This is a genomic window from Stenotrophomonas sp. STEN240, assembly GCF_056756175.1.
In genome coordinates, this window is sequence record NZ_JBRRBO010000019.1 from 1 (window position 1) to 21,080 (window position 21,080).

Consider the following 21,080-nt stretch of genomic DNA (forward strand, 5'->3'; position numbering starts at 1 on the left):
ATGCTCGGCAGAAGCTTTACCAGCAATGCCCAATGCCGAGCATGGCTCGGCACTACAGGTAACGCGCAATGCCGAGCATGGCTCGGCACTACAGGTGACGCATCAATGCCGAGCATGGCTCGGCACTACAGGTGCCGCAAAAAAGGGCCGCGTTGCGGCCCTTTTCATTCCTGCTGCGGCCGGTTACAGCCCGGCGGTGGTGCCGTCGTTGCGCAGCTCGCGGCGCAGCCAATCGTCGAGCATGCGCTTCTCGTAGCGCAGCGGGTCGGTGTTGCTGGGCAGGCTGCTGTTGAGCAGATAGCCGGTATCGGACAGCTTGCGCTCGCCCTGGCTGATGATCTGGCCGTTGGCGTCGGTCAGGGTGAACTGCAGCGAGATTCGCGGCGGGTAGATGTCGCGCATGATGCGCACGTCGTCCAGGCGTGGGCCATGCCACGGCTCGTAGTCACCGGCACGTTTGATGTCGGTGATGGTCACGTCCAGCTTCTGCCCTTCCGGCAGCATTTTGCTGGCCTGCTTGCGCAGGTGTTCGGCCAGGGTTTCCACCCAGTCGCCGCGCTGGGCATCCCAACGGTTGCGGCTGTGGCGCAGTTCGGTGAACTGTGCCGGATCTGTCCATTGCACCTGCACCGGGCCCTCTACGTTCAGCGCACGCGGGGCTTCGGGGTCAGCCACCGTGCGCGATTTGGCGTCGGCGCCGCCAACGGCCAGCAGGCAGGCCAAGGCAAGTCCGGTGATGGTCAGGGTTTTCATGACGTACTCCTGGGGACTTTGATGACTGAAGTGTGCGACTGATAAACAGGGGCTTCAATGCGCCCGAGCCGGTATTCTGCAGTGGATTGCGCGATGGTTCATCATCACGGTCTGTGGATCGGCCCTCGCCCACACTTGTGGCTCACTCCCGCCCCTTCCTGCCGTGCCCCCCTCCCTACAGACAATGCCTGCTCCCAACCTGGAATCCGCCCTGTCAATGATGTCCCTGGACGATGAGGATCTGGAAAACTCCGGTCTTTATCGGGAGGTGTTCAATGCGGTGGGCAGCGGCCTGTGCGTGATCGAGCTGGTGCTGGAAGAGGGTGTCGCGGTGGATTTCATCTACCACAAGGTCAATGCCGGTTTCCAGAAGGTCACCGGCCAGAGCGATGTCGTCGGCCGCCGCGCCAGTGATGTGGTGCCGGCGATGGGCGCGGACTGGTTCGCGGCCTTCGGCCGGGTGCTCAGCGATGGCGGCATCAGCCAGTTCGAGCGCGAGATGTCCGAGCCGGCACGCTGGTATTCGGTTGAGGCGGTGCGCATCGGTGAGCCGGACAAGCACCGGGTGGCGGTGTTTCTTTTTGACATCTCGGCACGCAAGCGTATTGAAACCGAGCTGGCCGAGAGCGAGGCGCGCTTCAGCGCCCTGGCCGACGGCCTGCCGATGCCAGTGTGGGTGGTGGATGACATTGGCCAGCTGCGTTTCGTCAATACCGCGTTTCTTACGTTCTTCGGGCTGCATGCCGATCAGGACCTCGGCCCGGATCCGTGGCGGCGGCTGCTGCATCCGGACGAACAGGCATCGTTCGGATTCCAGTTGCAGGCAGCGTTGAGCGGGCGCACCGAGCTGCACACCAGCACCCGCGTGCGCCGTCACGACGGGCAATGGCGTTGGTTGGAAATGAATGCGGTGCCACGTTTTTCTGCCGATGGGCGCTTCATCGGCCTGGCCGGCAACAGCCCGGATATCACCGAGCGGCGCGAGATTGAAATGGCCCGTGAGGACCTGCTCACCGCCGAACGCGTGGCCCGCAACACCGCCGAGGGCATGGCGCGGATGAAGGATGAATTCCTCGCCACGCTGTCGCACGAGCTGCGTACGCCGTTGACCACGGTGCTGGGTTGGAGCGAGCTGCTGCTGCAGCGCATGGAGCCCGATCACCCGATGCGGCGCGGCATGGAAGTAATCGCCAGCAGTGCGATGACCCAGAAAAACCTGATGTCGGACATGCTCGATCTGAGCAGCATGCTGCTGGGCAAGGTGCAGCTGGAAGTGGAAGTGGTGGATCTGGCCGAGCAGGTGCGCGAAGCAGTGCGCGCGCAGGAGCTGGTTATCGAAGGCAAGGCGCAGACGCTGCAGGTGCTGTTGCCGGAGCTGCCGCAGCCGGTGCTGGGTGATGCCACCCGCCTGCAGCAGATCCTGGGCAATCTGCTGTCCAATGCAATCAAGTTCACTCCGGTGGAAGGGCGGATCGAAATCAGCCTGCTGCATGAAAGCGGCCACCTGGTGGTGCAGATCAAGGACGACGGTGATGGCATCGCAGCGGAATTTCTGGAGCACCTGTTCAGCCGCTTCAGCCAGGCCGACAGCACCACCACCCGTCGCCATGGCGGCTTGGGGCTCGGCCTTGCCATCGTCCAGCAGTTGACCGAGCTGCATGGCGGCACCGTCTCTGCCGTCAGTGCCGGGCCCGGGCAGGGCGCCACGTTCCGCGTGCGGCTGCCGGAGTTCCAGCCGCAGAAGGCGCTGAGCCACCCGCGCCGGCGGGTACAGCGCGGGCGCATCGGCGAACAGGTGCTTGTGCCCCATGCCCTGCAGGGCGTGCGGGTGCTGGCGGTGGAAGACCAGGTCGACATGCTGGGTTACATCCGGCGTCTGCTGGAGGAACAGGGCGCGTCGGTGGTAACCGCCAGCACCGCCGCCGAGGCACTGGAGCTGCTGGACCTGCGCGGGCATACCGCGTTTGACGTATTGATCAGCGATATCGGCATGCCGGGCATGGATGGTTACGGCCTGATCCATACCCTGCGGCAGACCCTGGGCGTCGGCGCTGAAGAGCTGCCGGCGGTGGCGGTGACCGCGCTGGCGCGGGCTGACGACCGCCGCCGCGCGTTCTCCTCCGGCTTCCAGGCGCACGTGGCCAAGCCGTATAGCGTGGCGCAGCTGATTTCGGCCATCCGCGACGCGCGCCTGCCGCGTTGATTTCTTTGCGTGGGTTTCACGCGGAAAAACGGTAATGTGACGGCGTTCACCCATGGACGCTGCCATGCCCTTGTACGCGCCCCATGTTTATTCCGACCCGACGCTGATCGCTTCGCTGGAGGCCTTGCTCGGCCAGTTGCCTGAGCAGGCGCGGGTAATGCTGGTACTCAAGGACGGCAGCCGGGTGGCCGGGACGGTCACCACGCAGCCGGCACTGCAGCATTTTGCCGACCACAACGAGCAGCCCGGGGTGAACGCGACCGTGCGCCTGGAAGACCTGCTGCGGGCCTGCCAGCAGCATGTGATCTGGCTGGACAGCGTGCTGCAGGTACTTCACCTGCCGGCTGCCGAACCCTGATCCAACCCGGTTCGGGCAGGCCATTCAGCTGCGCGCGGCCGGTGGCAGCGGCCGGCCCGGTAGAATGGGCGGCCCTGCTAGACGAATTACCGGCATGCCTGCTCCGCACGACGCTCCGTTGGAAACCCTGTTCCTTCCGTTCACCAAGGCTGGCCTGCGCTGGCCGCAGGGGCCGGTATTGTTCCTGCGCGCGCAGGACGGTTGGCCGCTGCGCGAGCATGCCGACAGTGCCCAGCTGGTCTGCGCGCAGAGCTTCCGCCCGTTTGCCGATGCCCTGCAGCGCAGCGGCTGGGAAGTGCGCGATGAGCAGGCGCTGGAGCAGTCAGACGAGCGCTACGCGCTGGTGCTGGTGCTGCCACCGCGGCAGCGCGACGAAGCCCGTGCGCTGTTTGCGCAGGCGCTGAGCAAGCTGGCCCCGGGCGGCATCATCGTCGCCTGCCAGTCCAACAATGAAGGCGCGCGCTCCGGCGAAGGCGACCTGAAGCAGCTGGCCGGTCTGGGCGGCACGCTGACCAAGAATCACTGCCGCGCCTATTGGTCGGTACCGGCCGAGGGCAAGCATGACGAGGCGCTGCACAAGCGCTGGGCCGCGCTGGATGCGCCGCGCAAGATTGTCGACGGGCGCTTCCTGAGCCGCCCCGGCGTGTTTGCCTGGGACCGCATCGATCCGGCTTCGGCCCTGCTGGTGGAGCAGCTGCCGGCCGATCTGGCTGGCCGTGGCGCCGATCTGGGTGCCGGTTGGGGTTATCTGTCGTCGGAGGTGCTGGCGCGTTGCCCCAAGGTCACCGCGCTGGATCTGTACGAAGCCGAGGCGCGCGCGCTGGCCTTGGCCCGCCACAACCTGGCCGAGACCGGTACCCAGGCGAAGCTGGACTTCCGCTGGCATGACGTCACCACCGGCATTGATGCCCGCTACGATTTCATCGTGTCCAACCCGCCGTTCCACACTCCGGCGCGCGAAGACCGGCCGGACATCGGCCGCCGCTTCATTGCCATGGCCGCGCAGTCGCTGCGTCCGGGCGGGCAGTTGTTCATGGTGGCCAACCGCCACCTGCCGTATGAGCAGATCCTCACCGAGAGCTTCGGCCAGGTGCGTGTGGCTGCCGAGCGCGATGGCTTCAAGGTCATCGTCGGCACCCGGGGCCGTGCATGAAGCTGGTCAAGCACATCGCCAACCTGGGCTACGGTAGCCGCAAGCAGGTGCAGCAGCTGTTCCGCGAAGGCCGCGTCACGGATGCTGCGGGCGAGGTGCTGTATGCCGATGACAAGGTCGAGCACGACAACATCCGCATCGATGACGAGGTGCTGGACCCGCCGCCGGGTCTGATCCTGATGCTGCACAAGCCAGCCGGCTACACCTGTTCCACCAAGGACCATGGCCGCTTGATCTATGAGCTGCTGCCGGATCGCTTCCGCGACCGCGACCCGGTGCTGTCCAGCGTTGGTCGGCTCGATCGCGATACCTCGGGCATGTTGCTGATGACCGATGACGGCCAGCTGCTGCACCGCATCGTGTCGCCCAAGTCGAAGCTGGACAAGGTTTACGAAGCGCAGCTGGCGGAAGATCTAAGCGGCCGCGAAGCGGTGCAGTTCGCCAGTGGCACGCTGTTGCTGGAATCGGACGACAAGCCCTTGTTGCCGGCCGAACTTGAGGTGCTTGGCCCGCGCGCGGCGCGGCTGACCCTGCATGAAGGGCGTTATCACCAGGTGCGGCGCATGTTCGCTGCGGTGGGCAACCACGTGCAGGCACTGCACCGCTCGCGTATTGGCGGCCTGGGTCTGGATGACCTGGGCGAAGGCCAATGGCGGCAGTTGGATGCCGCTGATCTGACCGTACTGTTTGGAGAACAGGCCTGATGGAGTTGCTGGCCCGCCCGCAGGCGGTGGTGTTCGACATGGACGGCCTGATGCTGGACAGCGAGCGCGCGCTGATGGGCTGCCTGGAGCAGGTTGGGCAGGCGCAGGGCCATGTGCTGCCGCGCAGCCTGTTGTTGTCGTTGATTGGTTCCTCCGATGCCACCACCCGGCAGAAGCTTGCCGATGTGCTGGGGCTGAAGCGCACCGATGCGCTGCTGGCCGATTCCTACGCGCGTTATGCCGGCATCGTCGATGCCGGGGTGCCGCTGCGGCCGGGCATCATCGAGTTGCTGGAGTTGTTGCGCGAGCACGACATCCCGCGTGCGGTCGCCACCGCCACGCGTTCACCGCTGGCGCAGCGCAAGCTGGCGGCGGCGGGTCTGCTGCCGTACTTCCAGTTTGTTGCCACCAGCAGCGATGTAGCCCATTCCAAGCCGGCGCCGGACATCTACCTGCATGCCGCGCACGGGCTTGGCATCGCACCGGCGCATTGTCTGGCGTTGGAAGACTCACCCACCGGCGTGCGCGCGGCACTGGCCGCCGGCATGACCACGATCCAGATTCCCGACCTGCTGGAACCGGACGAAGAAGTGCGTGGCTACGGTCACCACATCACCGCCTCGCTGCATGACGTGCGCGAAATGCTGCAGCAATGGTTACCGGTAGGCGCAGCGTAGGCTTCACCTGTAGTGCCGAGCCATGCTCGGCAGAGGCCGTGCCAGCAATGCCAATGTAGTGCCGAGCCATGCTCGGCATGAGGTATTACCAGCAATGCCAATGTAGTGCCGAGCCATGCTCGGCAGAGGCCTTACCAGCAAAGCCAATGTAGTGCCGAGCCATGCTCGGCATGAGGCATTACCGGTAACGCTTCTGCCGAGCATGGCTCGGCACTACAGGTGCGGCCGGGCCGAGCATGGCTCCGCACTACAGGTGCAGCCGGGCCGAGCATGGCTCGGCACTACCGGTCATCTCTCAGGTATTGCCTTCACCACCGCCGAGCACGCGGTGCCAGCCTTCCACGCCGAGCTGGTCCAGCGTGGCGATATTGCGTTCGACAATCACGTCCGGGTCCGGGAACGCGGCTACTGCGCGCTCCACGCTGTCTTCGCGCAGCAGGTGCAGGGTGGGGTAGGGCGAGCGGTTGGTGTAATTGCTCACGTCGTCAACGGCCGCGCCGGCGAACTGGTACTGCGGGTGGAAGCTGGCCACCTGCAGGATGCCCTGCAGATCCAGCGCTTCCACCGCGGCATCGGCGTTTTCGAGGAAATCGTTGTAGTCCAGGAAATCCTCCAGCACCTGCGGGTGGATGATCAGCGTGGTGTCGATCTGCTCGGCGGGGGTGTCGCGCAACAGCAGCAGCTCTTCCGCCAACTGCTCCAGCAGCGCCTCCGGCGTGCTGGCATCGCTGAGCACGAAACGCACCTGCTGCTTGACGTAGACCGCCTTCGCAAACGGGCACAGGTTCAATCCGATCACCGCCTTTTCCACCCAGTTGCGGGTGACGGCGATGGGATCGGTGGCGGTGTGTTCGTTCATGGCTGGCGCTCGCGCTGGCAGGGCAGGCGATTGTAGTGGGCAACCGGGCCTGCTGCCGCGGGACTGTCATCGCGCGGGTGTTCACTGTCCACAAACTGGACACAGCGCATTGTTGAAAACCCCATGGTTTCAGCGGCTTGTGCTGATCTCGCCGATGGCTAATAGGCAGCTGCCGGGTGCAGGTATTCAATGTCGGCACCGACCACGCAAGGAGTACGGCAATGGCAAAAGAGGCGTTTCTTCCCCCGGAGTTGTGGGTGGGCAAGCAATTTGATGGTCAATGGCAGCGCGGCAGCACGCTGCAGGATGTGATCGAGCCGGCCACCGGCAAGACCCTGGGCAACATCGGGCTGGCGGACCCGGCGCAGATCGCACGCTCGGCCGCCGCCGCGGCAGCAGCGCAGCGCGACTGGGCCAACGCGCCCTATGAAACCCGCGCGCAGGTGCTGCGCCGCGCCGCGCAGCTGGCCGATGAATACGCAGCCGACATCATCGAATGGATCGTGCGCGAGTCCGGCTCTACCCGGCTCAAGGCCGGCTTCGAGAACAAGGTGAGCACCAAGGCCCTGCACGAGGCCGCAGCGCTGCCCTCGCGCAGCGTGGGCGAGCTGCTGCCGTCGGTGCCGGGGCGGCTCAATCTTGCACGCCGCCGCCCGCTGGGCGTGGTGGGGGTGATTTCGCCGTTCAACTTCCCCTTGTATCTGGCGATGCGCGCGGTTGCGCCGGCGTTGGCGCTGGGCAATGCGGTGGTGCTCAAACCCGACCCGCGCACGGCGGTATGCGGTGGCTTCGTCATTGCCCGCCTGTTCGAGCTGGCGGGGTTGCCGGCCGGGGTGCTGCATGTGCTGCCGGGTGATGGCGCTGCCGGTGCGGCGCTGACCAGCGACCCCAACATCGCCATGATCCAGTTCACCGGTTCCACCGCTGCCGGGCGCAAGGTTGGCGAGGCCGCAGGCCGGCATCTGAAGAAGGTGTCGCTGGAGCTGGGCGGCAAGAACGCACTGATCGTGCTCGACGATGCCGACATCGACCTGGCCATCGCCAACACCACCTGGGGCGTCTACCTGCACCAAGGACAGATCTGCATGGCGACCGGCCGCGTGCTGGTCCAGCGCGGCATCTATGACCGCTTCCTGGAGAAGCTCATCGCCAAGGCGCAATCGCTTACTGTCGGTGACCCGGCCGTTGCCGATGTCGCCTTGGGCCCGTTGATCAACGCCCAGCAGCGTGACCATGCCGCGCGCGTGGTCGCCGAGGCCGCGGCTGCCGGCGCAACGCTGGAAACCGGCGGCACCTATCAGGATCTGTTCTTCGAGCCGACCGTGCTCAGCGATGTGAGCCCGAGCAACCCGGCCTTCCATGAGGAGATCTTCGCGCCGGTGGCGGTAGTGGTGCCGTTCGACAGCGATGCGGACGCCGCCGCGCTGGCCAACGACAGCGAGTACGGCCTGTCGATGGCCATCGTCTCCAGCAACGTCGGCCGTGCCTTGAAACTGGGCGAACAGCTGCGTACCGGCATCCTGCACATCAACGACCAGACCGTGAACGACGAGGTCATCAATCCCTTTGGCGGCGTCGGTGCCTCGGGCAATGGCAGCAGTATTGGTGGCCCGGCCAACATCGAGGAATTCACCCAATGGCAATGGCTGACCATCAAGGGCGAAGCCCCCGCCTATCCGCTGTGAACAGGAGAAACCCATGAGTGCATCTGCAGAACTGCGTGACATCACCGTGGCGGTGGTGCGTGAGAAGGAGAAGCCTTTCAGCATCGAACAGGCGCGCATCCGCGGGCCCAAGGATGACGAGGTGCTGGTGCGGGTGGTCGCCACCGGGCTATGCCATACCGATCTGATCGTGCGTGACCAGTATTACCCGGTGCCGTTGCCGGCGGTGCTCGGCCATGAGGGTGCCGGTGTGATCGAGGCGGTAGGCCCTGCGGTCAAGGACCTGCGGGTGGGCGACCATGTGGTGCTCACCTACGGTGCCTGCGGTCACTGCAATCCCTGTAGTGGCGGCCACGGTGCGTACTGCAAGGACTTCTATGGGCTGAACTTCGGTGGCGGTGAGCTGGACGGCAGTACCGCCATCCAGGACCCGCACGGCCAGCCGCTGCATGATCATTTCTTCGCCCAGTCCTCGTTTGCCACCTATGCGTTGAGCCGCGAGAACAATGCGATCAAGGTGCCCAAGGATGCGCCGATCGAACTGCTCGGGCCGCTGGGCTGCGGCATCCAGACCGGCGCCGGTGCGGTGATCAATTCGCTCAAGGTCGGCGTTGGCAGCAGCTTTGCGTCCTATGGCGCAGGTGCGGTGGGCCTGAGCGCGGTGATGGCCGCGCGCGTGGCCGGTGCCACCACCATCATCGCCATCGACGTGGTGCCGTCGCGCCTGGCGCTGGCCACCGAACTGGGCGCCACCCATGTGATCAACAGCCGCGAGGTGGATGTGATCGAAGCGGTGCGCGGGATCACCGGTGGCGGCGTCGAGTACGCGTTGGAGTCCACCGGGCGTCCGGAAGTGCTGGAACAGGGCATCGCCGCGCTGGCCGGGCTGGGTGTGATCGGCGTGGTAGGCGCGCCCAAGCTCGGCACCAAGGCCGAGTTCGACATCAACGACCTGCTGCTGGGCGGGCGCAGCATCCGCGGCATCGTCGAAGGTGACAGCGTGCCGAAGGTGTTCATCCCGCAGCTGGTACAGCTGTACCAGCAAGGCCGCTTTCCGTTCGACAAACTGGTCAAGTTCTATCCATTGGAGCAGATCAACCAGGCCGCCGAAGACAGCACCAAGGGCATCACCTTGAAGCCGATTCTCAAGATCGGCTGATGGAACAAACCATCGCGGGTCATGCCGGCCCGCGATGGTGAACCAGTCAGCGGGCGCGGTGTAGGCTGGGGCCAGTTGTCTGGAGGATTCCCATGGCCACCACGCTCGTGCAACAGCAGCAACGTCTGGCTGCCGCGCGGCACCGTTTTGCCGAAGGCGGGCGCCTGCCCGCGCAGTTGCTGGCACCGGCGCTGCTGCGCTCCTGGGAACGGTCGCGGCAGGCTGGCGTCCGCCCGCAGCATGCGCCGCAATACGCACCGCTGGGGCAACGGCGGCTGCGCCTGGACGATCCATCCGACCGCCTGTTGGCGCGTTGCGTGCGGCAGGACATGGACGATCTATGGGCGGCCTTTGGCGGCCGCCGCTGGACCTTGCTGTGCGTCAACCGCGAGGGCCTGATCATCGCCCAGCGCGAACATGGTCTTGCCGATGAAGCGATCCTGCGGCCTATCCAGATCGGGCGGCGGGTACGCGAGATCGAGATCGGCACCACCGCGCCGTCCTGTGCGCTGGCCGAGGACGCCGCGGTACTGGTGCGTGGCAACGAGCACTACCTGGATGAGTTTTCCCGCGTCTATTGCCTGAGCGTGCCGTTGCGCGGGGTGGACGGTGAAGTGCTGGGCGCGCTGGACATCACCGGCATCGGCGAACGTGACAGCGAGTTGCTGCGCGGGTATTTCCGGCAGGCGGCGCTGTCCATCGAAAATCAGTTGATCCAGCAGCAGCGCAACTGCCACTTGCTGGCGCTGCAACATGACGCGCGCTGGTTGGGGACGCCATTGCAGGGTGTGCTGGCGGTGCGCGAAGACGGCCAGCTGCATGCAGCCAACAGCGTGGCGCGGCGCATCCTCGGCCTGCCGCGCAGTGGCGCGTTGCCGTTGACCAGCCTGGACAGCCTGTTTGCCGATGCCAGCGTGCACCAGCGCCGCCGCCTGCTGCAGGCCGGTCCGGTGCATCGGGTGCAGCTGCACGCCGATAGTGCCTTGCAGCTGCAATACCTGCGCGGGCCGGTGCGCGCACGTGCCAGTACCGCCAAGCCGGCGGTGATCAAGGAGACGGGTTCATTGCGGGCGCAGGGCACGCAGGTGGTACGCCAGGCGGTTGCGGCGCATGCTGGCAACCTCAGCGCGGCGGCGCGGCAACTGGGCATCTCGCGCACCACGCTGTACCGCAAACTGCAGCAGGCCGGTTGAGCCTGCTGCAGCAGCGGGGCTGCATCAATCGCGGAAGTTGTCGAACTGCAGCGGCTGTTCGAAGTCATCCTTCTTCAGCAGCGCCATCACTTCCTGCAGGTCATCACGCTTCTTGCCGTTGACGCGCAGCTTGTCGCCGTTGATCTGGGTGTCGACCTTGATCTTGGATTCCTTGATCTTGGCGGCGATCTGCTTGGCCAGCTTCTGCTCGATGCCTTGCTTGACCGTCACCTGCTGGCGCGCGCCACCCAGGTTGGTTTCGATGTCGCCAAATTCCATGCAGCGGAAATCGATGCTGCGTGCAGCCAGGCGCTGCTTGAGGATGTCGGCCATCTGCTTGAGCTGGAAATCGGTGGGCGCGATGAGCTTGATCAGCTTCTCGCCGTCCTGCTCGAAACTGGCAGCCACACCCTTGAAATCGAAGCGCGTGGACAGCTCGCGGTTGGCCTGGTCGATGGCGTTGGTCAGCTCGTGCTTGTCAACTTCGGATACGACGTCAAAGGAAGGCATGGGCCTGCTCCAATCAGAAAACAGCGGCCATTCTAGGCGATTGGCGGCAAGGGCATGCTGCAGGCGGCTACGGTGCTGAAGCCAGGGGCCGCTGTTGTCTTTGCGTCGCGGATTCCAGATGGGAGACGCGGCTGGAAGGGGCAGGCGCCGCTGCGATCCGCGCGCCCGCTCACATGCCCAGGCGCAGTTTCACTTCGGCGGCGATCCGGGTGGTTTCGCGCAGGGGCGCAACCGCCAGACTCAGATCAGCATCAAATGCCGCCAGCCCATCCAGCAACCTCCCGCGCTCACGCAGGGCGCGCTGGAAGTGCGCCATGCGCTCCTGCGCACGCTCGCCCAGCAGCACGCTGACCGGCACGCGGGTGGCGCAGGCCTCCGACAACAGGTTGACCGAGTCCGGCGTGCAGACAATACGATCGGCCCAGCCCAGCAGCCCTGCATAGGGATTGGAGCCGTCGCCGCCGTCGGCCCAGATCACCCCGGGCACGTCGTCGAAGGCACGCAGCAGGGCGGCCGTCGCCGCGCGCGGAGTGCGCCGCGAGGTGGTGGCCAGCACGCTGCCGCCTTCGGCACGGATGCGCGCGGCCAGCTGCTGGAACAGGGGTTGGATCTCGCTGTCCTGCCACGGCGCGTGATCGGTGGGGCCGCCGACCAGCAGCGCGGTGCGTGGCCCGGGCAGCTGTTCGAAGCTGGAGAACGCGGCGCGGCCCCAGGCCAGCCAGTCATCGCTGACCGGGTTGAGGCTGCCCAGCAGGGTGAGCACATTGCCTGCGCGCAGGCGATCGTGTTCGGGGACGACCAGCAGGTCCCAGTGGCGCGGTGCGATGCGCGGGTCGAGGATCTGCACGGTGCGGGTGGCGCGTTGGCCCAGCACCCGCAGTGCGCCTGCGGCCTGCCGGCCACAGCCGATCGCCAGTTCCGGCGGGTTGCCGGCCAACTGGGCGAACTGTGGGCCAAAGCCCCGCGCTGCGCCCGGCAACAAGCGCGGCGCCAGCCAGCGCCACGGCGCCTGCGGCCGCAGCTGCAGGCGCTGCTGGCCGCCCAGGCCCAGCGCAGACGCCAGCGCCACGGCCTGGCGCACGTTGCCGGCGCGGCCGTCGGTGATCGTCCAGGGGAGCGTCGATCGTTTCGCGTATGGCATTAATTCGTTTCAATAAGGCTGGGTGTTGCAACAGCCAGAGGGCTCTACACTGAGCCCTCTGATCGGGGGTCATTGTCCGGGGCTTTCCGGGGCAATGTCACGACCGTAGCCAATTCATCACGGAGTTTCCATGTCCGACATCTTCAACGATGCCGCGCTTGACCAGCTGTTCCGCACTGCCCGTACCCAGAATGCGTTCCAGGACCGTCCGGTCGAGGACAGCCAGCTGCGTGCCCTGTACGACCTGTTGAAGTGGGCGCCCACGTCCGCCAACACCAGTCCGGCGCGCTTCGTGTTCGTCAAATCGGCAGAGGCCAAGCAGAAGCTGGCGCCGGCGCTGTCCGAGGGCAACCTGGCCAAGACCATGGCGGCACCGGTCACCGCGATCATTGGGTTTGATCTGGATTTCCACGAAAAGCTGCCTTACCTGTTCCCGCACGCCGACGCCAAGGCCTGGTTTGACGGCCCGCGCGAAGGCCGCCACGAGGCCGCGTTCCGCAACAGCAGCCTGCAGGGCGCCTATCTGATCCTGGCCGCACGTGCGCTGGGACTGGATGCCGGCCCGATGTCGGGCTTCGACCCGGCCAAGGTGGATGAAGCGTTTTTTGCCGGCACCGCCATCAAGTCCAATTTCCTCGTCAATCTGGGCTATGGCGACTCGTCCGGCATCTTCCCGCGGCTGCCGCGGCTGTCCTTCGATGAAGCCGCGCGTATTGCCTGAGTACCAAAGCGTTCCACGCGGCGTCCGTCACATCGGCTGACGCCGTGCTTGTTGAAACTGATTGCATTCCGTCTATCACCTCCAAGGAGAGACCCATGTCCACCCTGTCCAAGCTGCTGCTCCCGCTGGCCCTTGCCGCTGCCATCACCGCCTGCTCCAAGCCGGCCGACACCGCTGCCCCGGCTGCCGCCCCGGCCGAAACCGCCGCTGCTCCGGCCGATGCCGCTGCTGCTGCCGCGCCGGCTGCCCCGGAAGCCGCTGCAATCCAGATCGCGGCCGGTACCTACAAGCTCGACCCGAGCCACACCGACGTGCTGGTGCAGTGGAACCACATGGGTTTCTCCAACCCGACCGCGCACTTCGGCAATGCTGACGGCACCCTGGTGTACGACGCGGCCGATGTCGGCAAGTCCAGCGTGGAAGTGACCCTGCCGCTGTCGGGCCTGAACAGCTTCACCGCCAAGTTCGACGAGCACCTGCGCAGCGCCGATTTCTTCGACGCCGCCAAGTTCCCCACCGCCACCTTCAAGAGCACCAAGGTGGAAGCCGCCGGTACCAACAAGCTGAGCGTGACCGGTGACCTGACCGTCAAGGGCGTGACCAAGCCGGTGGTGCTGGACGTGACCGTCAACGGCGCCGGCGAGCACCCGATGATGAAGGTGCCGTCGGTGGGCTTTGATGCCACCACCACCATCAAGCGCAGCGACTTCGGCATCGGCGCCTATGCCCCGGCCGTGAGCGACGACGTCAAGATCCGCATCACCACCGAAGCCTCGATCCCGAAGGCCGAGGAAGCTGCCGCCAAGTAATCGCAGCCGCGGTTTCTTCGTAGCAGGCAACAAGCACAAAGGCCCGCCATTGGCGGGCCTTTGTCGTTCCGGTGTTCCGGCTCTTTGTGGCTCTTTGTGGGAGCGGCGTAAGCCGCGAAGCTGGCACATCATCAACTCGCACAGATGCCAATGCTTTCAGCTGCCTCAGCTTCGCGGCTTACGCCGCTCCTACAGCAACCTCAGCTTCGCGGCTTACGCCGCTCCTACAAAAACGAGCGCGCAGGCATCCCGGCAAGCCGCACATGCCCGCTCAGCTGCCGCAGATAGCCGCCGGCAAAGCACAGCAGCGCAGCACCAACCGGCTTCAGCACGTGCCTGCCCCAACGCTGATGGCCATGCCGCGCGTATGGCAGCAGCACATCCGAAAAGATCACCATCAGTTGCGCGGAAAAAAGCGCGAGCAGCACTTCCAGCCCCAAGGCATCCAGCACAGGAACCAGCGTAGCCAGCTCGGGGTTGGAGACAATGCACAGAATCACGACGGTGGTAAGCAAGGCCGCCGCGCGGCCGCGCCAGTTGCGGGTTTTCATGCGGGCATCATAAGCGCCGTTTGAACACAGTGCGTTTCAATGCAGAGCGGTAGCCCGGGTAAGCGCAGCGCACTCGGGGAACGATGCTCGGCAGGATTGCGGCTGTGCTGAAAAAGCCCCCAATGAGCTGCGCCTCCCAGGCTTACGACATCCAGCGTTCTGGTGAAATGGCCTGATGGTTCTTGTGGGAGCGGCGTAAGCCGCGAAGCAGATACATCGTCAGCTGGCACGGGTTCCAATGGCTCCCGCAACATTAGCTTCGCGGTTTACACCGCTCCCACAAGGGCAGTAGCCCGGGTAAGTGCAGCGCACCCGGGGAACTCTGATCGGTGAGTAGTGTGGCTCTGCGAGAAATGCCCCGGGTGCGCTGTGCTTACCCGGGCTACCAAAGCGGGGCCATTGCCGGTTCACCGATTCGAGCAGGCATCGATTGCTCGGGGCAACTTCCGCGTCGGTTCGTCAGCTTGCCTGCGCTCACGCCCATCACGCAGTGGCTTGCCCGCAGTAGCGGTGTCCTCGCGGGCGGGGGGCGCGGCAGCGTCTCCGGCCAACTCCCTGGCCAGCGCCACATTGGTGATGTGGCCATGCATGAACAACAGATCGGTATAGATGTTCATTTTCCTGCTCCGTCTTGAGAGAGGTTGAGGTTAGTTCCGCGCTATAGTCCGTAAAAGCGAGCATTCCTCAAGCAAGGGTTGAGAATTACTAAAGGCATATGAGCGGGCCACCACTCCAGTTCCTGCGCGGCTTCGTGCTTGCCGCGCGCATGGGCAACATGTCGCGTGCCGCCGAGGCGATGAATGTCACCGTCAGCGCGCTCAGCCATCAGATGCGGCAGCTGGAACAGCGGCTTGGCTACCCGCTGCTGCTGCGGCAGGCGCGTGGCGTCGAAGTCACGCCGGAAGGGCGGCGCCTGCTCGATCAGGTCGGGCCGCACCTGGATGCCATCAACGAGGCCTTCCGCCCCTTCCAGGCGCGGCGCGATTGCGTGTTGTCGATCAGTGCGGTGCCGACCATGGCCTCGGCATGGCTGGTGCCGCGACTGGGTCGCTTCGTGGCGGCGCATCCACAGATTGAGATCAATCTGCAATCCAACCAGTTGTTGATCGATTTCGAACGGCAGCTGCAGTTTGATGGGGCGATGCGTATCGGCGATGGTCGCTGGCCGGGAGTGATCGCAGAACCCTTGATCGATGAGTGGCTGGTACCGATGGCCAGCCCGGCACTGGTGGAGCGCATGGGCGGCATCGGTGCGAAGCCGCTGGCGGACTGGCCGCTGCTGGGTGACCCGGATGGCGAATGGGACCGCTGGTTCGCATTGACCGGGGCAAACGCGCCCAAGCGCTATGTCGCGATCTTCGATGATTCCGAATCGCACCATCGTGCGGCCTTGGAAGGCGTGGGCGTGGCACTCGGGCGGGTGACGCGTGCACAACTGCTGCTGCAGTCAGGCCAGTTGCGGTTGCTGTCCGATCACCGTCTGAAGACGGCGTGGTCGCACTGGCTTGTCTATCCCGAACGATCGAAGAGCCATGGTGGCTTTCAGGCATTCCGGCAATGGCTGCATGCGGAAGCCGCCGAGTATCGAGTCCTGATGGGTGAACAACACCAACAGTGAGCCGCGCGTCGGAGCCTGCAATCGCAGCATGCCGTGAGCGACTCGCACGCCTAGCTGATCCACGGTGCCAGAACACGCAGGCGCTGTGGCCGCGACGACAAGGTGAACGCCACCAACAACGCGCCACCGCTCAAGGCCATGACCCATACCAGCACCGCCATGGTTGCGTGGTCCACGCTCAGGCACAGCACCAGCGCGGCGCCGATGCTGCAGCCGCCCAGGATACGCAGCAGGCGCAGGACCGCGGGCGAGGGTTGGCGTTGCCACACCTGCTGGGCATGTGCCTGCATCGACAACGCCAGCCAGGCCATGCCGCAGAAGCCGAGCAACAGCGCGCCTGTGAGCATCAGGTTGGCGGAGAGTGAGTCATGCATGGGCGTTCTCATTCTGGCTGTGGCTCAGCTGCTTGGCATGCGCGCGCTGGCCGAGCTTGCGCGCGGTAATCATCGCCACGGCTGCAGTGCCGAGCAGGAACAGGTCGATGCCGGCTACAGGCCAGTAGCCTTGCGACAAGGTGCGCAGCAGGTGGTCGCCGGTGGTGATCCAGTTCAGTGCAACCGCCACCACGGCCAATACCGCGATGGCCCAGGTCTGCTCGCGCCATGCCGGGTTGGTCAGCCCACGCGCCACAGGTGCGCCGCGTATGCCGGCATGCACCAGCGCCAGCGCCCACACTGCCCAGAACGCATAACGTTCCCAATCACCCCGGCCGGGCAGGGCGTCGGGTAGCAGGCGGTTGGCAATCAGGATGCCGAGCGTGGCCAGCACCATGCCGGTTACCGTGGTCACCGCCAACGCATCCACGATGCGCGCGCCCTGGCTGCCTTGCAGCGCGTGCTGGCGCTTGCGCTTCTCGACGAAGAAGACAAAGCCGGTAGCAATGCACACCGCCCCGGCCAGGCCGCCGAGCACGTACAGCCAGCGCAGCAGCCAATGGCGGAAGTGCTGCAGGTGCAGGCCGGTGAGGAACTCGCTCATGCGTGCCACCGGCGTTGCGGCCGGGTCCTCACGGATCAACTTGCCGTTGGCCGCATTGAAGTGGATGCCGTCGCCGACCAGTGCGATGCGGTCGGTGCCGGCACGATAGACACTGACGTAACCGTTGGCATCGCCCACGTGTTGCAGCACCAGGAAGCCGACATCACCGGCCTTGTCGTTGGCCTGCCAGCGCTGTTGTGCCTGCGCGACCATCGCATCGACCGATGCCAGCCCTGCGGCAACCCCGGCGCGCTGGTGTGGCAGGCCGGTTTCCTGCGCCTCGGTGCGTTCGTGCAGGTCATGCAGATCGTGCAGCTGGGTGTGGCCGACCGGGAAATAATAGGTGCCGGCAAAGATCAGCAGGCCGGTGAGCGCGAAGAAGAAGTGGAACGGCAATGCCACCACGCCGGTGAGGTTGTGCAGGTCCAGCACGCTGCGCAGCCGCGCCTTGCCAGGGCGGAAGGTGAAAAACTCGCGGAACAGCTTGCGGTGCATCACCACGCCGCTGATCAGCGCGGCCAGCATGACCAACGCGGAGAAGCCGACGATCCAGATGCCCAGGTTTTTCCAGTCCAGGGTCAGTCCATAGTGCAGCGGGAAGAAAAAGCCGCTGCCGATCTTCAGACGGTCATCGGGCAGCACGCTGCCATCGCGTGGATCGATGGTGGCGTAGGCCCAGATGAGTTCTTCCGGGTCCTTGGCGTTGGGCACCTGGTAGCCGGCATACAAGGCCAGGACAGGATCGCGGTGGGTGGTGTAGGCACTCCAGCTGGCGACCTTGTCGAAGTGTGTCGGCATTGGCCCGTTGACGCGTGGGCGCATCGCCTCGATGGCTTCCTTGTTCGGCTGCATGCGCTCGAAGGCCGGTTGCAGCACTTTTTCGAAAGAGGGCATGGCCTGCGGCTGGATGCGCGTGGCGGGAATGGCCCAGCGATCGATTTCCCGATCGAACACGGACAGCGCGCCGAAGAAGAACGCTGCCATCAGCACGAAGCCGAGCACCAGGCCGAACCAGGTATGCAGCCACGCCATGGCTTGCCGGAAACTATTGAACATGGGGTTCTCCGTTCACACCAACAGGGTTTGCACGAGCGAGGCCAGCCCCGCCATCAGCAGGCCGCCACCAAGCAATACGATGCCCACCCGCAGCAGTTGTCTGCTTGCGATGCTCCACAGGAACACCAGCACATAGGCGAGCAGGCCGATGAAGGCGCCGAGGAACTCGGCATCGTGGAAGTCCAGCTTGGCCGCGAACAACAGGCAGGTTGCCAGCGCCACCGTGCCCCAGGCAAAGACGTAGCCGCCGAGCATGGCCATCAGCACGCGCAGCACGATCTGCCGGCGGCGTGAGCGGGATGGAGCAGCGAGGGTGGAGGGTTGGGACATGGCGTGGGGTGGTCTCAGGTATCGATGAAGGGTGAAGCGGTGTTTGCAGCCCCTCTCCCTGCGGGAGAGGGGTTGGTGAGAGGGGGAGGCTCAGGGAGTGGGCAAGGTTGGCCGTGAAGTGCTACCCCTCTCCCGCCCGTTGGGCACCCTCTCCCGCAAGGGGAGAGGGGATGGAGCAAAAGCCAAAAGCTCAAAAGCAAAAGCCAAAAAGCAAAAGCCAAAAAGCAAAAGCCAAAAAGCAAAAGCCAAAAAGCAAAAGCCAAAAAGCAAAAGCCAACCTACGGCCGTATTGCCATCAGCCGCACTCAGAACCGCCAGTCAAAACTCAACTGGTAGTTGCGCGGCGCGCCGTAATAACCAATCTGATACAGGCTGTTGATGTACTTCTGATCGGCAAGGTTGTTGATGTTGGCGCGCACCGTGGCATTGGGCATTACGTCCCATGCTACGAAGGCGTTGAGCACCGCGTAGCTGCCCTGGCGGACCACCATGTTGGTGTAGCTCTCCTTGGTGGAGGTATCGCTCTGCCAGCGCCCGCCCAGACCGAATGACAGCGCCTCATAACCTGGCAGGCGTGAGGTCAGCATCAGGTTGGCAGTGCGGCGCGGTACCCAGGTATAGGTGCTGCCGCCGTCCTGGTTGCTCATCTTCAACTGCGTGTAACCAAGTACAAGGTTGGTGTTGTCGCTGAGCTTGCCGGTGGCTTCGAACTCGACACCCTTGGACTCCACGTCCACGCCGTAATACCAGTAGTTGGCTGTAGCGAAGTCATAGCCGCCATAGGTGGACAGGTTTTCCTGCTTTGCCTTGAACAAGGCCAGCGTGGTCAGCAGGCGCCGGTCCAGCCATTCGGCCTTGACGCCGACTTCGTAGTTCACGCCCTTGGTCGGATCCAGGTAGACGTGCTTGATGTCGTACTGATCCTGCGGCTGGTAGATGTCGGAGTAACTGACATAACCCAGCACGCTGTCGTTGAAGTCCCAGGTCAGGCCGGCGTACGGGCTGACGTTGTCCTCTGTCTGGCTGAAGGTCACACCGTTGTTGCCGTCGCGGTGATACTCGGCCCAGTTGACGCCGACCACGGCCTTGAGCCGATCGGTAAAGCTCAAGCGGGTGGCGCCGTAGCCGCGCTTCAGGCGCTGGTTGGTCCAGCTGGCCTTGGTGCGCGCGCCCCATTGCGGTTCGGCGATGACGTTGCCTGCATACGGGAATGCCGGCAACGCACCGAACGAGGGATCGCTGCCATCCACCGGGTGATCCCAGGTGGTCTCCGCGCTCTTGGCGATGCTGAAACCGAACATGGCTTCCTGCTCGCGCCCGAACAACTGGAAGCGGCCATTTACGGTGATGTCGCCCAGATGCGAGCTGCCTTCGTCGATGCCCTTGTACGACCAACCCACCAGTCCTTCGCCGGTAAGCGGATCCAGGCCGGTGGTGGTGTAGGCGAAGAACAGCTGGTCATCGCTGCCGATCTTGCGGTAGTTGTACGAGGCCTTGACCTGCCAATCCGCACCGAGCTGATGGGTGTATTCGGCGAACGCGGTTTCGGTCTTGGTATCCCAATACGTCCAATCCTGGGTGGTGGACGCGCTGCGTCGCCAGGAGGCCTGGCTGCCGTCGGCGTTGACGAAGGTCAGCGCGCCCCACATGTTCTGGTCGCTGTTGGCCTTCTGCCACGAATAGCCAAGGGTCAAGGTGCCGTTGTCACCTATCTGGCCATCGACCACGCCGTACAGGAAGTTGCGGTCGGTGTTGAAGCCGCGCAGATAGGAGTCGCCGTCTTCGTGCGCGGCCACCACCCGCCCGGCCCAGCGGCCGTCGTCGGTGAACGGGGTGGCGTAATCCACCTCAATGCGGCGCTTGCCCCAGGAACCCACGCTAACGCCCAGCTGGCCCTTGGCCTCGTTGGTGGGGCGCTTGCGCACATAGTTGATGGTGCCCGAGGCGTTGCCCACGCCGGTGAGCAGGCCATTGGCGCCGCGGATGACTTCCAGCTTCTCGTAGCCGTAGGCGTCCATCGCACCGGTGACGATGCCCCAGTCGTTGGGCAGGCCGACGCCGTCAATCTGGGTGTTCTTGATGTCGAAGCCGCGCGCCACGTAGTTGGTGCGGTTGGTTTCCCACTCCTCCACCTGGATGCCGGTGGCCAGGCGCAGCGCATCGTTGAGGTTGTCGATGCCGAACTGCTGCATCTGCTCGCCGCTGACCACGCTGATCGACTGCGGGGTTTCCTTGATGTCCAGGTCCAGGTTGGTGGCGCCATTGCTGACCCGGTTGGCACGCTGGGACACCACCCGCACCGTATCCAGTTGGGTAGCGGTGTCATTTTCCACGCCGGAAGCGCTGCCAGTGGCGGCCTGTGGCGCCGCCAGCACGGCACCGCAGCTGCTGAACAGAGCCAGGCAGATGGCCGCTTGCAGGCGGCGGCGGGTGAGCCGGGACGGGAACGAAACGCCTGCGGCAATGGCCGGGCGGAGGGAGGTGCGGTTGCGGTGCATGAGTGGGCCTGAACGGAAGAAAGCAGGGGATTAGCCACGTGCGGGGCGTTGCCCGCTTCCGGTGCGGGGCATGACTGCGCTCAGGCGGGCGGCAATGTTAGTGCGAAATTAAATGCGAATGATTTGCATTTTGCAACTGTTCCCT

At 64.9% G+C, this 21,080-nt stretch carries 21 protein-coding genes; 11 read left to right on the forward strand and 10 right to left on the reverse strand.

Annotated features, from left to right (window positions below):
* Positions 1 to 183: 183 nt before the first annotated feature.
* Positions 184 to 753 carry a DUF3016 domain-containing protein gene (locus tag ACVOKO_RS10390; protein ID WP_346498839.1) on the reverse strand — a complete coding sequence of 190 codons (570 nt, stop codon included), beginning with the start codon at positions 751 to 753 and terminating at the stop codon, positions 184 to 186.
* A gap of 217 nt (positions 754 to 970) precedes the next feature.
* Here ACVOKO_RS10390 and ACVOKO_RS10395 point away from each other — a divergent pair, with 217 nt between their 5' ends.
* The 5 genes from ACVOKO_RS10395 to ACVOKO_RS10415 all read left to right on the forward strand — a co-directional run bounded on the left by ACVOKO_RS10395 (position 971) and on the right by ACVOKO_RS10415 (position 5,848).
* Positions 971 to 2,956 (forward strand): ATP-binding response regulator, encoded by a 1,986-nt coding sequence (locus tag ACVOKO_RS10395; protein ID WP_430980758.1) that lies wholly within the window; start codon positions 971 to 973, stop codon positions 2,954 to 2,956.
* 52 nt (positions 2,957 to 3,008) lie between these two features.
* Complete coding sequence (locus ACVOKO_RS10400; RefSeq protein ID WP_346498841.1) at positions 3,009 to 3,314, forward strand: DUF3247 family protein; 306 nt, start codon at positions 3,009 to 3,011, stop codon at positions 3,312 to 3,314.
* 94 nt (positions 3,315 to 3,408) lie between these two features.
* On the forward strand, positions 3,409 to 4,467 hold the full coding sequence (locus ACVOKO_RS10405) for a class I SAM-dependent methyltransferase (RefSeq protein WP_346498842.1): 1,059 nt from the start codon (positions 3,409 to 3,411) through the stop codon (positions 4,465 to 4,467).
* On the forward strand, positions 4,464 to 5,171 hold the full coding sequence (locus tag ACVOKO_RS10410) for a pseudouridine synthase (protein WP_346498843.1): 708 nt from the start codon (positions 4,464 to 4,466) through the stop codon (positions 5,169 to 5,171). The genes ACVOKO_RS10405 and ACVOKO_RS10410 overlap by 4 nt, the downstream gene beginning before the upstream one ends.
* Positions 5,171 to 5,848 carry an HAD family hydrolase gene (locus tag ACVOKO_RS10415; protein WP_346498844.1) on the forward strand — a complete coding sequence of 226 codons (678 nt, stop codon included), beginning with the start codon at positions 5,171 to 5,173 and terminating at the stop codon, positions 5,846 to 5,848. Before ACVOKO_RS10410 ends, ACVOKO_RS10415 begins: the two co-directional genes overlap by 1 nt.
* A gap of 295 nt (positions 5,849 to 6,143) precedes the next feature.
* Here the strand turns inward: ACVOKO_RS10415 and ACVOKO_RS10420 are convergent, their stop codons facing one another.
* Complete coding sequence (locus ACVOKO_RS10420) at positions 6,144 to 6,707, reverse strand: DUF1415 domain-containing protein (RefSeq protein ID WP_346498845.1); 564 nt, start codon at positions 6,705 to 6,707, stop codon at positions 6,144 to 6,146.
* 221 nt (positions 6,708 to 6,928) lie between these two features.
* Here ACVOKO_RS10420 and ACVOKO_RS10425 point away from each other — a divergent pair, with 221 nt between their 5' ends.
* The 3 genes from ACVOKO_RS10425 to ACVOKO_RS10435 all read left to right on the forward strand — a co-directional run bounded on the left by ACVOKO_RS10425 (position 6,929) and on the right by ACVOKO_RS10435 (position 10,723).
* A complete protein-coding gene (locus ACVOKO_RS10425) occupies positions 6,929 to 8,392 on the forward strand; it encodes a benzaldehyde dehydrogenase (protein WP_346498846.1) in 1,464 nt (487 codons plus the stop codon).
* Positions 8,393 to 8,405: 13 nt separating this feature from the next.
* On the forward strand, positions 8,406 to 9,530 hold the full coding sequence (locus ACVOKO_RS10430) for an NAD(P)-dependent alcohol dehydrogenase (RefSeq protein WP_346498847.1): 1,125 nt from the start codon (positions 8,406 to 8,408) through the stop codon (positions 9,528 to 9,530).
* Between the two features lie 92 nt (positions 9,531 to 9,622).
* Positions 9,623 to 10,723 (forward strand): helix-turn-helix domain-containing protein, encoded by a 1,101-nt coding sequence (locus tag ACVOKO_RS10435; protein ID WP_346498848.1) that lies wholly within the window; start codon positions 9,623 to 9,625, stop codon positions 10,721 to 10,723.
* A gap of 24 nt (positions 10,724 to 10,747) precedes the next feature.
* Here the strand turns inward: ACVOKO_RS10435 and ACVOKO_RS10440 are convergent, their stop codons facing one another.
* The gene (locus ACVOKO_RS10440; RefSeq protein ID WP_346498849.1) at positions 10,748 to 11,233 is read right to left on the reverse strand and encodes a YajQ family cyclic di-GMP-binding protein; all 486 of its coding nucleotides are present in this window, start codon (positions 11,231 to 11,233) and stop codon (positions 10,748 to 10,750) included.
* 169 nt (positions 11,234 to 11,402) lie between these two features.
* Positions 11,403 to 12,374 (reverse strand): mitochondrial fission ELM1 family protein, encoded by a 972-nt coding sequence (locus tag ACVOKO_RS10445; RefSeq protein ID WP_346498850.1) that lies wholly within the window; start codon positions 12,372 to 12,374, stop codon positions 11,403 to 11,405.
* A gap of 130 nt (positions 12,375 to 12,504) precedes the next feature.
* On the opposite strand from ACVOKO_RS10445, the gene ACVOKO_RS10450 reads away from it, so the two are divergent.
* Together ACVOKO_RS10450 and ACVOKO_RS10455 are read left to right on the forward strand one after the other, a co-directional pair.
* Positions 12,505 to 13,095, forward strand: a complete 591-nt coding sequence (locus ACVOKO_RS10450; RefSeq protein ID WP_346498851.1) for a malonic semialdehyde reductase — start codon at positions 12,505 to 12,507, stop codon at positions 13,093 to 13,095.
* Between the two features lie 95 nt (positions 13,096 to 13,190).
* On the forward strand, positions 13,191 to 13,904 hold the full coding sequence (locus tag ACVOKO_RS10455; RefSeq protein ID WP_346498852.1) for a YceI family protein: 714 nt from the start codon (positions 13,191 to 13,193) through the stop codon (positions 13,902 to 13,904).
* Between the two features lie 224 nt (positions 13,905 to 14,128).
* Here the strand turns inward: ACVOKO_RS10455 and ACVOKO_RS10460 are convergent, their stop codons facing one another.
* Entirely contained in the window at positions 14,129 to 14,455 is a 327-nt protein-coding gene (locus ACVOKO_RS10460; protein ID WP_346498853.1) for a hypothetical protein, read from the reverse strand.
* A 407-nt stretch (positions 14,456 to 14,862) separates the two neighbouring features.
* Positions 14,863 to 15,072, reverse strand: coding sequence for a hypothetical protein (locus ACVOKO_RS10465; protein ID WP_346498854.1), 210 nt, complete (start codon positions 15,070 to 15,072; stop codon positions 14,863 to 14,865).
* Positions 15,073 to 15,170: 98 nt separating this feature from the next.
* Between ACVOKO_RS10465 and ACVOKO_RS10470 the strand changes: the two genes are divergently transcribed.
* A complete protein-coding gene (locus ACVOKO_RS10470; RefSeq protein ID WP_346498855.1) occupies positions 15,171 to 16,073 on the forward strand; it encodes a LysR substrate-binding domain-containing protein in 903 nt (300 codons plus the stop codon).
* A gap of 50 nt (positions 16,074 to 16,123) precedes the next feature.
* Here the strand turns inward: ACVOKO_RS10470 and ACVOKO_RS10475 are convergent, their stop codons facing one another.
* The 4 genes from ACVOKO_RS10475 to ACVOKO_RS10490 all read right to left on the reverse strand — a co-directional run bounded on the left by ACVOKO_RS10475 (position 16,124) and on the right by ACVOKO_RS10490 (position 20,935).
* A complete protein-coding gene (locus tag ACVOKO_RS10475; RefSeq protein WP_346498856.1) occupies positions 16,124 to 16,447 on the reverse strand; it encodes a DUF3325 domain-containing protein in 324 nt (107 codons plus the stop codon).
* Entirely contained in the window at positions 16,440 to 18,107 is a 1,668-nt protein-coding gene (locus ACVOKO_RS10480) for a PepSY-associated TM helix domain-containing protein (protein ID WP_346498857.1), read from the reverse strand. Before ACVOKO_RS10480 ends, ACVOKO_RS10475 begins: the two co-directional genes overlap by 8 nt.
* A gap of 12 nt (positions 18,108 to 18,119) precedes the next feature.
* Positions 18,120 to 18,437 (reverse strand): iron uptake protein, encoded by a 318-nt coding sequence (locus tag ACVOKO_RS10485; RefSeq protein ID WP_346498858.1) that lies wholly within the window; start codon positions 18,435 to 18,437, stop codon positions 18,120 to 18,122.
* A gap of 305 nt (positions 18,438 to 18,742) precedes the next feature.
* Positions 18,743 to 20,935 carry a TonB-dependent siderophore receptor gene (locus ACVOKO_RS10490; RefSeq protein ID WP_346498859.1) on the reverse strand — a complete coding sequence of 731 codons (2,193 nt, stop codon included), beginning with the start codon at positions 20,933 to 20,935 and terminating at the stop codon, positions 18,743 to 18,745.
* Between the last annotated feature and the right edge of the window lie 145 nt (positions 20,936 to 21,080).